The 14372-nt window shown below is 72.3% G+C and carries 13 protein-coding genes; 6 read left to right on the top strand and 7 right to left on the bottom strand.

The genetic code is table 11. From position 1 onward, the window contains the following. The first annotated feature begins 654 nt into the window (after nucleotides 1–654). Genes ABZ877_RS04505 through ABZ877_RS04485 form a run of 5 tightly spaced genes read left to right on the top strand, consistent with a single transcriptional unit; the run spans nucleotide 655 to nucleotide 6559 of the window. Nucleotides 655–3714: a nitrate- and nitrite sensing domain-containing protein gene (locus tag ABZ877_RS04505; protein WP_361064189.1), complete on the top strand. Its 3060-nt coding sequence runs from the start codon at nucleotides 655–657 to the stop codon at nucleotides 3712–3714. Beyond that, on the top strand, nucleotides 3711–4247 hold the full coding sequence (locus ABZ877_RS04500) for a roadblock/LC7 domain-containing protein (protein ID WP_361064186.1): 537 nt from the start codon (nucleotides 3711–3713) through the stop codon (nucleotides 4245–4247). The genes ABZ877_RS04505 and ABZ877_RS04500 overlap by 4 nt, the downstream gene beginning before the upstream one ends. A 17-nt stretch (nucleotides 4248–4264) precedes the next feature. After that, nucleotides 4265–4648, top strand: coding sequence for a DUF742 domain-containing protein (locus ABZ877_RS04495; RefSeq protein ID WP_361064183.1), 384 nt, complete (start codon nucleotides 4265–4267; stop codon nucleotides 4646–4648). Continuing rightward, nucleotides 4629–5258, top strand: coding sequence for an ATP/GTP-binding protein (locus ABZ877_RS04490; protein ID WP_361064180.1), 630 nt, complete (start codon nucleotides 4629–4631; stop codon nucleotides 5256–5258). Before ABZ877_RS04495 ends, ABZ877_RS04490 begins: the two co-directional genes overlap by 20 nt. Nucleotides 5259–5308: 50 nt before the next feature. Then, nucleotides 5309–6559, top strand: a complete 1251-nt coding sequence (locus ABZ877_RS04485) for a styrene monooxygenase/indole monooxygenase family protein (RefSeq protein ID WP_361064176.1) — start codon at nucleotides 5309–5311, stop codon at nucleotides 6557–6559. Nucleotides 6560–6564: 5 nt separating this feature from the next. Here the strand turns inward: ABZ877_RS04485 and ABZ877_RS04480 are convergent, their stop codons facing one another. From ABZ877_RS04480 to ABZ877_RS04460, 5 genes are all read right to left on the bottom strand, one after another. Continuing rightward, a complete protein-coding gene (locus tag ABZ877_RS04480; RefSeq protein WP_361064173.1) occupies nucleotides 6565–7686 on the bottom strand; it encodes an NlpC/P60 family protein in 1122 nt (373 codons plus the stop codon). Nucleotides 7687–7810: 124 nt separating this feature from the next. After that, the gene (locus ABZ877_RS04475; RefSeq protein ID WP_361064170.1) at nucleotides 7811–8080 is read right to left on the bottom strand and encodes a hypothetical protein; all 270 of its coding nucleotides are present in this window, start codon (nucleotides 8078–8080) and stop codon (nucleotides 7811–7813) included. A gap of 38 nt (nucleotides 8081–8118) precedes the next feature. After that, nucleotides 8119–8451, bottom strand: a complete 333-nt coding sequence (locus ABZ877_RS04470) for a hypothetical protein (protein WP_361064167.1) — start codon at nucleotides 8449–8451, stop codon at nucleotides 8119–8121. A 26-nt stretch (nucleotides 8452–8477) separates the two neighbouring features. Beyond that, entirely contained in the window at nucleotides 8478–9203 is a 726-nt protein-coding gene (locus ABZ877_RS04465) for a TetR/AcrR family transcriptional regulator (protein WP_361064164.1), read from the bottom strand. 34 nt (nucleotides 9204–9237) lie between these two features. Beyond that, a complete protein-coding gene (locus tag ABZ877_RS04460; RefSeq protein ID WP_361064161.1) occupies nucleotides 9238–10182 on the bottom strand; it encodes a diiron oxygenase in 945 nt (314 codons plus the stop codon). A 128-nt stretch (nucleotides 10183–10310) separates the two neighbouring features. Between ABZ877_RS04460 and ABZ877_RS04455 the strand changes: the two genes are divergently transcribed. Continuing rightward, nucleotides 10311–11417, top strand: a complete 1107-nt coding sequence (locus ABZ877_RS04455) for a ferritin-like domain-containing protein (protein ID WP_361064158.1) — start codon at nucleotides 10311–10313, stop codon at nucleotides 11415–11417. Between the two features lie 99 nt (nucleotides 11418–11516). On the opposite strand, the gene ABZ877_RS04450 is transcribed toward ABZ877_RS04455, so the two are convergent. Both ABZ877_RS04450 and ABZ877_RS04445 read right to left on the bottom strand, forming a co-directional pair. Next, nucleotides 11517–12989, bottom strand: a complete 1473-nt coding sequence (locus ABZ877_RS04450) for a penicillin-binding transpeptidase domain-containing protein (RefSeq protein ID WP_361064155.1) — start codon at nucleotides 12987–12989, stop codon at nucleotides 11517–11519. Then, on the bottom strand, nucleotides 12986–14350 hold the full coding sequence (locus ABZ877_RS04445) for an FtsW/RodA/SpoVE family cell cycle protein (RefSeq protein ID WP_361064152.1): 1365 nt from the start codon (nucleotides 14348–14350) through the stop codon (nucleotides 12986–12988). Before ABZ877_RS04445 ends, ABZ877_RS04450 begins: the two co-directional genes overlap by 4 nt. Between the last annotated feature and the right edge of the window lie 22 nt (nucleotides 14351–14372).

Here is a 14372-nt window from a genome sequence, read left to right as displayed (position 1 = left end):
CAGTCTGCACGAGGGGTGCGGGGGCGGGTCACGGCTGGGTCCGGCGGGGCGTAGTGGCAGGTGGGGCGCCGGTTTTGGGGTGGAACGATCGGCTTCGTCGGAGCGTAGCGGGGCATCTTTTCAAAGCCTGTGCGAGACGTCCAACCGGCGTACCGTCCGGGCCGCGACGCGGTGTCCGGGGAACTTGCTCCCCAACTCCCGCTCGATGTTCACTCCTTCGGGTGGCGGGCAAGGTGATGTGCGCCCCCTGCTCACGGGCACTGGAATGGTCAGGAGCCATGCCAGAGGGGCGCGTGGGTTGTCGGACCGTCACCTGCGCCCATGGGTAGGACGAGTCAGGAATGCGAGCACCAGGTGCGGAACACCTCCGGCAGTGATGTGGCCAGTGGGACGGGTGGGCCGGAGGGTGCGGGTGGCTTGGAATCGGCCCCCTCGGCAGCGGCCCCGGGTCCCTCGGTAGCGGCCTCGGGTCCAGCGGCCCCGGGTTCAGCGGCCGCGGGTTCCTCCGGTGCTGGGCGGGTTTCTGGTGAATCGGTTTGGCCGAACGGGCAGCAGGGTGGCGCCGCGACCGGCGCACCCAAGGCGCCCGCCTCGAAGACGACCGGCTCGAAGACGACCGGCTCCAAGACGGCCGCCCCGAAGACGATCGAACCCGTGCCCGTCGGCAAGGGGAAGCGGGCCCGCGTGCGGAACCGGCTCATCATCGCCGTCGCCGTCGTGGCCGCCGCCGTCGTCGGCGCCGGGGCGCCCACCCTCATCGCCGCCTCGGGGCGGGTCGGGGAGTCCCAGGGGCTCGTGGACGACGCGGAGCGGACCCAGCGCGCCGTCGCGCTCTCGCACGCGCTCGCCGACGAACGGGACGAGGTCAGCGCCTACATCGCCGCCGGCCGCCCCAAGGGGCGCGGGCTGAGCGAACAGCGCAGCGCCCGCGTCGACCGCCAGGTCGAGGAGTTGCGCGCCGACGCCGAAGGCTCCCTGCGGAGCACCGTCGACGACATCGCCGCCGTCCGGCGCTCCGCCCTCACCGGCAAGGGCACCGCCCTGGAGGCCCACACCGCGTACTCCAAGGCCATCACGGAGCTGCACCGGCTCGCCGAGGAACTGGCCGACGCGATGCCGCCCCGCGCGGGCTCCGGCGCGCACGCGCTCGCCGACCTCGACCGCGCCGTCGACCAGGCCTCCGCCGCCCGCGGGCTGCTCCTCGCCGCGTACGCCGTGCCCCGGTCGACGACGACGACCATCGACCCCGTCACGGGGCTGCCGAAGACCGTCCAGAGCGCCGACTCGCCCCAGTCCAAGCAGCGCGACGCGCTCAGCGCCGCCGCCCAGCGGGCCCGCGTCCGCGAACAGGCCGCCCTCGACGACTTCCGGGACTCCGCCCCGGCCGCGTCCGTGTCCGCGTACGACTCCACCGTCACCGGCGCCGACATCGAGAAGGCCGACACCTACCTGGACCGGCTCACGGACGCGCCGACGCTCTCCGACGACGAGCTGGGCTACAACACCAAGAACGTCGACGCCGCGCTCACCGCCCGGATCGACGCCATGCGCGGCGCCGAGGCCGCGCTCGGTGACCAGCGCGTCAAGAACCTGGAACGGCTGCGCGACGACGACGTGGACGGCCTGGAGATCCGGGTCGCCCTCGTCGGCGTCTGCCTGCTCGCCGCGCTCGGGTTCGCCACGGGGGCGGCGCGGTCGCTGACCCGGCCGCTCGCGGTGGTCCGGATCGGATCGGCGCGGGTCGCCGAGTCGCCGGCCACCGAGGAGCCGATCAAGTTCACCGGGCGCAACGACGAGTTCGCGCAGGTCGTCCGCTCGGTCAACGCCCTGCACGCGCATGCCGTCGCCCTCCACGAGCGGCAGGGCACCCTGGAGTCCGACCGCAAGCACCTCGTGGGCGAGCGGCAGCGGATGGCAGACGACCGGGACAAGCTCCGCGCCGAACTGGCCGACGCCACGGCCCAGTTGGAGCGTGCCAAGCACTCCATCAACGGCACCTTCGTCAACCTCGCCCTGCGTACGCTCGGGCTCGTCGAGCGCCAGCTCGGCATCATTGAGTCCCTTGAGGACCGGGAGCAGGACCCCGAGCAGCTCGCCACCCTCTTCAAGCTCGACCACTTCGCGACCGTCATGCGGCGCCACAGCGAGAACCTCCTCGTCCTCGCCGGCGCCGAGCACGGGCAGCAGCACGCCGGGTCCGTGCCGCTCGTCGACGTGCTGCGTGCCGCCGTCTCCGAGATCGAGCGGTACGAGCGGGTCCGGATCGCCGCGCTGCCGCCGCACGCGCACATCGCCGGGTTCGCGGCGGACGACCTCAGTCACCTCGTCGCCGAACTCCTGGAGAACGCCACGTCGTTCTCGCCTCCGGATGCCGCCGTCGAGGTCTCCGCCTGGCTCCTGGAGAACGGGGAAGTGATGCTCTCCGTCCAGGACGAGGGCATAGGCATGGCCGAGGACAAGATGCGCGAGCTGAACGCGCGCCTCACCGCGTTCTCCGCCGACCAGGTCCATGACCCGGAGGACACGGACGGTCTGGGTCTCGGGCTGTACGTGGTCGCGCGGCTCGCGGCGCGGCACGGCATCCGGGTCCGGCTGCGCGAGCAGAAGCAGGGCGGGGTCGCGGCGGTGGTCGTCCTGCCCACCGCGCTGCTCGCCGCCGTCCCCGCGGTGGCGGCGCCCCCACCGGTCCCGGTCCCGGGCGCGGCCCCGGCGGTCCACCTCCCCGGCTCAGAGGCGGAGGCCAACTCCAACGTCCTGACCGCAATCCGCACCCCGACGACCCCGAACGAGCCCGCCACCCCGACCCCGGACGGGACCGACACCCCGGCCCCGAACGAGTCCGCCACCCCGGCCCCGGACGGGACGGCCACCCCGGCCCCGGATGCAGCCCATGCCCCGGCCCCGAACGGGGCCCACGCCCCGGCCCCGACCGAGTCCGACGCCCCGGACCCGGCCCAGGCGGCGAACGCCTCGGACCCGGGTGAGGTGCCAGCGCCGGGTGCGGGTGACAGGTCCGCGCCGCTCGCGGCCAGTACCTCCGTCCCCGGTGGGGGATCCGCGCCGGTCGCAGGCGATGCTTCCGCCCCGGGTGAGGCAGCGGCGCCGGCCGGTGCGTCCGACCCGGACCAGGTGTCCGCGTCGGGCGCGGCTCTGCACGCGGGCGGCGCCTCGCGTGCGGGCCAGGGACCCGAACAGGCCGGTGCGGCCGACCCGGCCGACACCCAGCGCCCGGACCAGGACCCCGTCCACCCCGCAACGCCCGAGGACCCGGTCATCCAAGCCGCTGAGGAGGCCGTGCGTGCGGCTGGGCTGGACGGGGCCGGGGGCAGGGGGGAGTCCGAGTCCGAGACCACCATGGAGCTCCTCGCCCCGACACCGCCGGAGGCCCCCGCGGGGACGGCGGCGCCCGGGGCCACCGAAGAACCCAGGCCCGTCGAGAACCCCGCCGAACCCCCGGCGGGCGACGTGCCGGCACCCCGTCCGCCCCGCTGGGAGCGCGTCACCGACAAGGGCCTGCCGAAGCGCACGCCGAAGGTGACAGGGCCGGTCGCCGTGGAGCGGCCGCGCGCGGGCGCCGTCGACGCGGAGGCGCTGCGCCGCAGGCTCGGCGGTTTCCACAGCGGTGCCCTGAAGGGCCGCCGCGACGTGGAGGCGGAGATCGAGGAACGTATCGGAGAAGCCAAGGGGGACACAGCCGAGGAGGCAAGCAGTTGACTGCGCCCACCCCTGCACTCAACAACCCCGCGCTCAGCAGCGAGGCCCGCAATCTGCACTGGCTGCTGACCAATCTCGTAGAGGAGGTGCCAGGGCTGCTGTCCGTCGCGGTCGTCTCGTCCGACGGGCTGCTCCTGCTCTCCTCGGACCCCGGGAGGAACACCGAGGCCCCTGTCGACCGCAGCGGCGGCCCGAAGGGTTCGAGCGCCGACCTGGCCACGATCGTGTCCGGTGTCGGCAGCCTGACCATCGGCGCCGCGAAGCTGATGGACGGCGGCGGCGTCAAGCAGACCATGGTCGCGATGGAGGAGGGCAGCCTCTTCGTCATGTCCATCAGCGACGGCTCCCTGCTCGGCGTGCACGCGACCCCGGACTGCGACATGAGCGTCGTCGCGTACCACATGGCCCTTTTCGTCGGCCGCGCCGGCCATGTCCTGACGCCCGAACTCCGCGACGAACTCCGCCAGTCGATGGAGAGCGGGCAGGACGGCCACGGCGGCCAGGGCAGCGAGAGCGGAGAGAGCCAGCGGTGACCAGCCATAAACTCCCCGTGCGCGGAGCCGACCGCAAACCGGCCCGCGTACGCCCCTACTCCCTGACCGGCGGCCGCACCCGCTTCGGCCACGTCCTCCTCGTGGAGACGTTCATCGCGAGCACCGCCGCGATCGAGGGCCCCGACGAGCGCCTCGAAATAGGGAAGGGAACGCTCGCGGGCGTCATGCCCGAGATGCGCGCCATCATCGCGCTGTGCCGCCGCATGCGCACGGTCGCCGAGATCGCCGCACTGTTGAAGATGCCCCTGGGCGTGGTCCGCGTCCTGTTGAGCGACCTCGCCGACCAGGGAAAGATCCGCGTGTACGGAACCGGCCACGGCCCGGGTCAGCCGGACCGCGCGCTCCTTGAAAGGGTGCTGAGTGGACTCCGCCGTCTCTGATCTCCTGGCCGGGCTTCCCGGTGAGGAGGAGCAGCTCCAGGCCTGGCAGACGGACACCACCCGGGCCCCCGTCGCCACGAAGATCGTGGTGGCGGGCGGCTTCGGCGTCGGCAAGACGACCCTGGTCACCGCGGTCTCCGAGATCGAGCCCCTCCAGACGGAGGCGCTGATGACGCGGGCGAGCGAGGACACCGACGACCTGACGGCGACGCCGGAGAAGACGACCACGACGGTCGCGATGGACTTCGGCCGCATCACGCTCGACGACGACCTCGTCCTGTACCTGTTCGGCACGCCGGGCCAGCAGCGGTTCTGGTTCATGTGGGACGACCTGGTGCGCGGCGCGATCGGCGCCGTCGTCCTCGCCGACACCCGCCGCCTGCCCGACTGCTTCCCGGCGCTCGACTACTTCGAGAGCTGCGGGCTGCCGTACGTCGTCGCCGTCAACCACTTCGACGGGACCGAGGAGTTCGAGGCGGAGGATGTGCGCGAGGCCTTGACGGTCCCGCCGCACGTACCCGTACTGATCATGGACGCGCGCCGCCGGATATCGGCGATCGAGACCCTCCTCGCCCTGGTCGGCCACGCCCTGGACGTCACCCCCGAGTGACCGGTACGTCCCCGTCCCCCTACTCATCTGTGACCAGTAAGAGGCAGCGTATGTCGCGGAAGATACTCGTCGTCGGAGCCGGCCAGTCCGGGCTCCAGCTCGCCCTGGGCCTGCAGTCCCACGGCTACGAGGTCACCCTGATGTCCAACCGCACCGCCGACGAGATCCGCTCCGGGCGGGTCATGTCGACGCAGTGCATGTTCCACACCGCGCTCCAGCACGAGCGCGACCTCCAGCTCAACTTCTGGGAGTCGCAGGCGCCGAAGATCGAGGGCCTCGGCGTCTCGGTCGCCGCGCCCGGCTCCTTCGACCCGGGCCCCTCGCAGCGCGCCGTCGACTGGGTCGGCAAGCTCGACGGCTACGCCCAGTCCGTGGACCAGCGCGTGAAGATGGCCGGCTGGATGGAGACGTTCGCGCAGCGCGGCGGCCAACTCGTCATCCACGGTGCCGCCGTCTCCGACCTGGACTACTTCTCGCGCACCTACGACCTGGTGCTCGTCTCGGCGGGCAAGGGCGAGCTGGTGTCGATGTTCGGCCGCGACGCCTCCCGCTCCCCGTACAGCGAGCCGCAGCGCGCGCTCGCGGTGGCGTACGTGCACGGGCTCGACGTCCGCCCGGAGCACCCGGACTTCGACGCCGTCCGCTGCAACCTCGTACCCGGCGTCGGCGAGCTGTTCATCATGCCGACGCTGACGACGTCCGGCCGCGCCGACATCCTGTTCTGGGAGGGCGTCCCCGGCGGCCCGCTCGATGTGTTCAAGGGCGTCAAGGACCCCGCCGAGCACTTGGCGCTGACGCTCGAACTGATGGAGAAGTTCGTGCCCTGGGAGTACGCGCGCGCCACGAAGGTCGAGCTGACCGACGCCAACGGCACGCTCGCCGGGCGCTACGCCCCGACCGTCCGCCACCCCATCGGCCGGCTGCCCGGCGGCGGCGCGGTCCTCGGCGTCGCCGACGTGGTCGTCGCCAACGACCCGATCACCGGGCAGGGCTCCAACTCGGCGTCCAAGTGCGCGGCCTCGTACCTCGCGTCGATCGTCGAGCGCGCCGACCAGCCGTTCGACGAGGAGTGGATGCAGGCCACGTTCGACCGGTACTGGGAGACCGCGAAGCACGTCACGAAGTGGACGAACGCGATGCTCGGCACCCCGCCGGAGCACGTCCTCAACCTGATCGGTGCGGGGAGCCGGCTCCAGCCGGTCGCCGACCGCTTCGCGAACGGGTTCAACGACCCGGCCGACTTCGAGAACTTCTTCTACGAGCCCGAGAAGACGGCCGCGTACCTGGCCTCGGTGAGCTGAACCGCTCAGCCGTCGTCGTTCCCCGTGTCGTCGCCCGCTGTCGCCCCGCGCGGCAGCGGCGGCGGCCGGTACCCGGTCATCGCCTTGGCCTCCGGGTCCGGGCGCACCGCCCCGAGCACCGGGTTGGCGGCGATCGGCGACACCTTCACCCGGGCGCCGGGCCGCGGCGCCTGCACCACCTGCCCCTTGCCCAGGTAGAGCGCGACGTGCGTGGCCTTCGGGAAGTACACGACGAGGTCGCCGGGGCGCAGCCGGTCCATCGGCACCTTCGGCAGGCTCGCCCACTGCTGCTGGGACGTGCGCGGGATCTTCCGGCCCGCGTGCGCCCACGCCTGCGAGGTCAGCCCCGAGCAGTCGAACGACTCCGGGCCCTCCGCGCCCCACACGTACGGCTTGCCGATCTGCCGCAGCGCGTACGCGACCGCCTCCCCGCCCGCCTTCGACGGCGCCCGGCCGACGGAGCTGAGCGCGCCCGACGCCATGAAGGCCCGCTGCGCGACAGCCGTCCCCGCCTCCTCCAGACGGCTCAGCTCGGCGAGCTGCCCCGGGGTCAGCGACGCGAGCAGCTCCTCCACCTCCGCGAGCCGCCCCCGTACGGCGTCCCGGTCCCGCTGCTGGGCCGCCGCCAGCCGCATCCGCTCGTCGAGCGCGGCCCGCGCCTTCGTGGCCAGCGCGTCGGCCTTCTGCTCGTCGCCGGTCAGCCGGTCGACGGCGGCCATCCGGTTCCGGGCGGCCCGCAGGACGACGTGCCCCTGGTCGAGCGCGTGCTGCGGGTCCCGGGCGAGGAGCAGCCGCAGATACGGGGAGAGGTCGCTGTGCCCCCGGTACTGCTCGCGCGCGAGACGCCCCGCCGCCATCCGGCTGCCGTACAGCGAGCCGCGCGCGGCGGCCAGCTCCCCGGCGAGCGTCTCGGCCTGCGCCCGGCGCTCCCTCAGCTCCTCCGCGGTCGCGTTGTACGCCTCGGTGGCCTCCTCGGCCCGCCGGTACAGGCCCCGCAACTCCGCGAGGAGACCGGCGACGGACGGCTCACCGTCCGGCGGCCCCGGCACCGCGCCCGCGGGGCCCGGCGCGAGGACCGCCCCGGCGACGGCCACCGCGCACACCCCACGCACCAGCGTGCCTGACACCTCATCACCTCCGGTGCGGGCCGCCCTGCGCGTCCCGCACCGTGAACATCACAGCCCCCGCCCGTTCTTACGCGCCGGGCTGCGCGGTTCGGCCCAACGACACCACTCCTGCGGGCGGCGGAGGTCACGCCCCGGACTTCGTCCACGGCCACCGCACGGCGCGCCGCACCTTCCCGTCGGGCACGAACGCGTACCGCCACTTCTGCACGAGCCGCACGGCCTTCCCGTCGGGCACGGGCTCACGGACGTACACGAGCACGGTGTCGGGTCCCCCGGCCGCGTCCGGCACGGGCACCTTGTAGACCTTGGGCGGGTTGCCGGTGGCGGTCACCAGGACGGGCAGCGACCGCCCGTCGAGGGGTCCGCCGACAAAGGGGATGTCTTCGCTCTTCACGGCGTGATTGTCGCGCACCACCCGCACCGGCTGCCGGTTCAGCCGTCCAGCCGTGCGGCCCGCTCCTTCAGCTCCTCCGCGTGCGCGTCCCAGTCCGGACCGAAGGAGAGCAGATCGGCCGCCGCCTCCCGCAGCAGCTCCGCGTCGTCGGGGCGCTGGAGGCAGGCCAGCCGGAAGGCGAGGTTGCGGGCCCAGACCGGCATGGCCATCCAGTCCTCGGCCAGCGCGCCGCGCAGCGCCGGGAGGATCTCCTCGGGGGTGGCGAACGTGATCTTCTCGATCCAGTCCCGGACGGGGTCGGGAACGCCCGGCGCGTCCGCCCGCTCAGTCGAGGCGATCAGGTCGCGTGTCGGCTGTGCCAGGTCAGGCATGCTCCGCGCTCTTCCCCTCCCGCCCGTCACAGCAGATGCGCCGCGCCGCTCACCACCGGCAGTAGGCGTCGGGCCAAGGTGCCCACCGGGCCGTCCGGGGTCTCCAGGGTGAGGGCCGCGCGGACGACCTCGGCGGTCTGGGGGTCGCGGGTCGCCGTGGCGGTCAGGGCCGCCATGAACTGGTCGACCAGGCCGTCGCGCAGCTCGGACAGCGGGGGCTGCTTGCCGTCGTCGAGCCAGATCAGGGACGCCGCCTCGACGGCCGTGATCCACATGCGGACGGTCATGCGCAGGCGCGGTCCGGGCTCCGGCACGGGCAGGTGGCTGAGGATGTGGTGGGCGGCGGCGCGCCGGACGCCGTCCACGATCGCCGTCGTACGGGAGGTCTCGACGACGCTGCCGCCCTGGAGCAGCGCCGCGAACCCCGTGTCGTGCTCGTCGACGAAGGCCAGGTAGCGGTCGAGCGCGCGGGCGAGGCGGGAGGTCAGCGGGCCCTCGGGGGGCTCGGCGAAGCACTGTTCGAGGACGTCGGCGGCGGAGCGCAGCGCGGCCTCGTACAACTGCTGCTTGCCGCCGGGGAAGTAGCGGTAGACGAGCGGGCGGGAGACGCCCGCCGCCTCGGCCACGTCGTCGAGGGAGACCTCCTCGGGCGCCCGGTGCGCGAACAGCGACAGCGCCGTCTCCAGGAGCTGCGCGCGCCGCTCTTCGACGCTGAGCCGTCTGTAGGCGGGCGTGCCCGTTGCCGACGTCATGCCCGGAAGAGTAGCCGTCACCCGGTCCGCCGCGTCAGGCGAGGAGCCCGGACGCCTTCCACATGCGGCGGCCCACGCCGCGCAGCACGCCGATGTCGTCGAGGAAGTCGGTGAGCCGCTTCGCGCCGGTCTGCATGATCTCCCGGCGGTGACCGCTCGCCTTGACCTGCGCGACGGCCTCCCGCTTGTCGAGCCCTACGTTCGTGTAGACCTCGGGGTTGATGAACGCCTCGGAGAAGACCCGCGCGAACTCGCCCGACGTGAGCCGCGTGAACTCCTGCGACCAGCGCGGGGCCGTCACCATCTGGCGCCGCAGCTCCTCACGCGCGTACCGCACATGGCGCGCCTCCTCGACCACATGAATACGGGTCACACCGCGGATGAGGGTCTGCACGCGCTCGTCCGGGAAGGTCAGCCGCTGCATCCAGTCGAGGATCTCCTCGCCGAGCAGCGTCGCCGTGAACGATCCCGGTGTCGTGGAGATCGTCTTGAAGAGGCGGCCCAGCGCGTGGTGGACGGGCGCCACCGGATAGTGCGGGGTCTCACCGCGCGCGATCAGCCGCGCGAACATCTTGGAGTGCCGGCACTCGTCCTCGATCTCGGTGAGCGCGTACCGGACGTGCATGCTCGTCGCGGGCTTGTCGTAGACGTGGCGCACGAGCAGCTGCATCAGGATCAGCTCGAACCAGATGCCGAGGGAGGCGAGCGCCGCCGCCTCGTGCCGGGACAGGTCGATGCGCTGCTGCTCGCTCATGCGCCGCCACAGCGGGGTGTCGTACAGGGAGACCAGCTCGGGCGGCCAGAACCACTTGCCGTCCTCGAAGGGCGCGTCCCAGTCCAGCTCCTTGTCGGGGTCGAAGGAGTGCTTGGCGGAGGAGTCGAGCAGCCGCTCGGCCACCTGCTCGCGGTCCTTGAGCAGACCGAGCGCGTCCCGCAGCCCGTCCACCGCGTTCGCGTCCGCACCCGTCATGGTGGTCATCGCCGTACTCCCGGTTCTCGGCCGTCCGATCTCTGTTCCCATCTTATGAGACTGCGCGTCAGCAAGCCCGTCAATCCCTCCCGCACGACTTGTTGACCCCGCGTCCAACACCGTGTGAGCCTGCCGGTATGTCGACGCATGAGCTGTACACCAAGGCCCCGGAGCAGCCGAACTGGCAGATACCGTCGGCCAGTTCGGCTCGTATGAGCTGGGAGTACGACGACGGGCGCGACCGGCTGCTCGCCCTCTACCAGAAGGGCAAGGACAAGCAGTGGGACGGCGCCAAGCGCATCGACTGGGACCTGGAGGTCGACCCCTGCGACCCCCTCGGCACCCCGGACGAGGCGATGTCCCTGTACGGCACGCCCCACTGGGCGAAGATGACCGAGAAGGAGAAGGGCGAGCTGCGCAAGCACTACGCCTCCTGGCAGTTCAGCCAGTTCCTCCACGGCGAGCAGGGCGCGATGGTGTGCGCGGCGCGGATCGTGGAGTCCGTCCCCGACCTCGACGCCAAGCTCTACTCGGCGACGCAGACGATGGACGAGGCGCGGCACGCCGAGATCTACGGCCGCTTCCTCCACGAGAAGATCGGCATGCTCTACCCGATCAACGACAACCTCCAGGCGCTGCTCGGCGACACCCTCCGCGATTCCCGCTGGGACATGCCCTACCTCGGCATGCAGGTCCTCATCGAGGGGCTGGCGCTCGCCGCGTTCGGCATGATCCGCGACACCACCGACAAGCCGCTGCCCAAGCAGATCCTCGCCTACGTGATGCAGGACGAGGCCCGCCACGTCGCCTTCGGGCGGATGGCGCTGCGCGACTACTACAAGCAGCTCACCGACGCCGAACTGCGCGAACGCGAGGAGTTCGTCATCGAGGGCTGCTACCTGATGCGCGACCGGCTGCGCGGCGTCGAGGTCCTGGAGGACTTCGGCATCCCGAAGGCGCAGGCCGAGGAGTACAGCGAGCAGTCCGAGTTCCTGGCCCTGTTCCGGCAGTTGCTGTTCTCGCGGATCGTGCCCTGCGTCAAGGACATCGGCCTGTGGGGGCCGCGCCTCCAGCAGGCCTACGTCGACATGGGCGTCTTCGAGATGGGCAACTCCAACCTCGACGCCCTCATGCACCAGGACGAGGAGATCGCCGAGAAGCTGGACGCGGAGCGGTTCGCGACCGAGGAGAGCGAGCGGGTCGCGGAGGTCGAGGAGGCGATCAGGGCGGGCGCGGAGGGCTGAGAGCTGCTTCTGCCCGTACGGGGGCGCGGAGAATTGACGGACGTGCCGCGTACAGCGGCGCCGCGCACCGTTCGCGCCACCCGGCGGCCGCGTTCGGTGCTACCCGTCGGCCGTGTTCAGTACCGCCCGCATCACCGCCCGTGCGATCGGTGCCGCGCTGCCGCCGCCGCTGATGTCCGCGCGGTCCGCCGCCGCGTCCTCGACCACCACGGCGACCGCCACCTGCGGCCGGGACGCGTCGGCGGCCTGGGCGTAGGAGATGAACCAGGCGTAGGGCACGCCCTCGTTGCGCACACCGTTCTGAGCGGTGCCCGTCTTGCCGCCCACGGTCGCCCCGGGGATGCGCGCGTTGGTGCCGGTGCCCTTGGTGACGACGTCGACCATCATCCGCTGGAGCCGGTTCGCCGTGTACGCCGACATGACCTGCTTGTAGGTCCTGCCGGAGGTGGTGCGGACCGTGGAACCGTCGCTCGACGTCACCTTCTCGACCAGGTGGGGGGACATCAGCGTCCCCCCGTTGGCGACGGCCGCGGCGACCATCGCCATCTGCAACGGCGTGGCCCGGGTGTCGTACTGGCCGATGGAGGAGAGCGCCAGCTGGGCCTTGTTCATGTCGGTGTCGAAGTGCGACGCGGCCACGCTCATCGGGATCTCGACACCGTTGTCGTCGAACCCGAACCTCCGCGCGGTCCGCACCATGCCGGAGAGTCCGACGTCGACACCGAGGTGGGCGAAGACGGTGTTGCAGGACGCCTGGAGCGCGTACGCCAGGGTCGCGTTCTCGCAGGTGGCGGAGGAGGACTCGTTGGTCAGCCGGGTGGTGGTGCCCGGCAGCGTGTACGGGGACGGGGTGTCGGTCCGCTCGGCGGGGGAGGCGACGACCCGGTTCTCGAGCGCGGCCGCGGCCGTGACCACCTTGAACGTCGACCCCGGCGGATACGTCTGCCGGATCGCCCGGTTCAGCATCGGCTGGTCCGGATCGGCGGTGAGCCGCGACCACGCGGCGGTCGCGGCCCGCCCGGTCCCGGCGATCTCCGCCGGATCGTACGAGGGTGTGGAGACCAGCGCGAGGATCTTCCCGTCCGACGGATCGACCGCCGCGACGGCGCCCTTCCTGCCGCCGAGCCCCGCGTACGCGGCCTGCTGCGCGGCGGGCAGCAGGGTCGTCTCCACGTCGCCGCCGGTCTGCCGCGCGCGCGTGATCTCGTTCCAGACGGGGATCGGCGCGAGCAGCGGGTCGGTGCCGGAGAGGATGCCGTCCTCGGCGCTCTCCACGAACGTCGTGCCGTACGTCTGCGAGGCGTACCCGGTGACGGGCGCGTAGAGCGGCCCGTTCTTGTACGTGCGCTCGTAGCGCAGCGACTGCCCGGTGTCCCTGGACCCGGTGATCGGCTTCCCGCGTACGAGGATGTCGCCGCGGGGCTGGCTGTAGCGGGCGATGACGGGGCGGCGGTTGGCGGCGTTGTCGTCGAGGGAGGACGCCTGGAAGACCTGGACGCGGGCCGCGTTCAGGAGCAGCGCGACGAGCAGGAGCAGGCAGAAGGCCGCGGCGTGCCGGATGTACTTGGTCATGGGGCGGCCTCCGCAGGCACCGGGAGCGGCGCGGAGCGGGCCCGGTCGCTGACCCGGACCAGGATCGCGACGATGATCCAGTTGGTGACGAGCGAGGAGCCGCCCTGCGCGAGGAACGGCATCGCCATGCCGGTCAGCGGGATGAGCCCCATGACACCGCCCGCGATGACGAAGACCTGCAACGCGATGATCGAGGCGAGACCGACCGCCAGGAGCCGGCCGAAGGGGTCGCGCAGGGCGAGACCGGCCCGGTAGCCGCGCTCGACGAGCAGCGCGTAGAGCAGGAACACGGCGGTCAGGCCCGCGAGGCCCAGCTCCTCGCCGAGCGTCGCCAGGATGAAGTCGGACTTGGCGGCGAACCCGATGAGGATCGAGTGCCCGAGCCCGAGACCGGTGCCGAGCATCCCGCCCGCCGCGAACGCGAACAGCGACTGCGCGAGCTGACCGGGGCCGTCCCCCGCGTCGACGGAGGCGAAGGGGCGCAGCCAGTCCTCGACCCGGCCGTGCACGTGCGGCTCGAAGGAGGCGACGACGAACGCGCCCCCGGCGGCGAGCAGCAGCCCGATGGCGATCCAGCTGACGCGGCCCGTCGCCACGTAGAGCATGACGACGAACAGCCCGAAGAAGAGCAGCGAGGTCCCGAGGTCGGTCTCCAGGACGAGCACACCGACGCTCAGCAGCCAGATCGCGAGGATCGGCGCGAAGACGCGCATGGTCGGCAGTTGCAGCAGCCACAGCTTCTTGCCGGTGTAGCGCAGGGCGGTGCGGTTGGCGGCGAGGTAGCTGGCGAAGAAGACCGCGAGCAGGATCTTGGCGAACTCGCCCGGCTGGATGGAGAAACCGCCGATCCGGATCCAGATCCGTGCCCCGTTCACGGCCGGGAAGAGGATCGGCAGGATCATCAGGGCGAGGGCCACGACGACGCTCAGGTACGCGTACCGCTGGAGCACCCGGTGGTCGCGGAGCAGGACGACGCAGACGATGAACAGCCCGACGCCGAGCGTCGACCAGATCAACTGGGTGAAGGCCGCCTCGTCGCCCGGCGTCGACAGGTCGAGCCGGTAGATGAGGACCAGCCCGAGCCCGTTCAGGAGCACCGCGATCGGCAGCAGCAGCGGATCCGCGTACGGGGCCCGGAGCCGGACGGCGACGTGCGCGAGCAGCGCGAGCACCCCGAGCCCGGCGCCGTAACCGGCGGCGCCGGGCGGCAGGGAGCCGTTCCTGGCGAGGCCCACGTCGCAGTAGCCGTACACGCTGAGCAGCACGGCCAGGACGATCAGGGCGAGTTCGGTGCCGCGGCGCCGGGGGACCCGTACGGCGGGAACCGGCGGCTGGGCCCGCGCACCCGGAGAACCGGTCATGCGGGGAACGTAGCAAGCCGGT

This window comes from Streptomyces sp. NPDC046939 (assembly GCF_040644575.1).
Lineage (GTDB): Bacteria > Actinomycetota > Actinomycetes > Streptomycetales > Streptomycetaceae > Streptomyces.
Note: the sequence above shows the minus strand (reverse complement) of the source record. Positions and strands in the feature narration are given on the sequence as shown.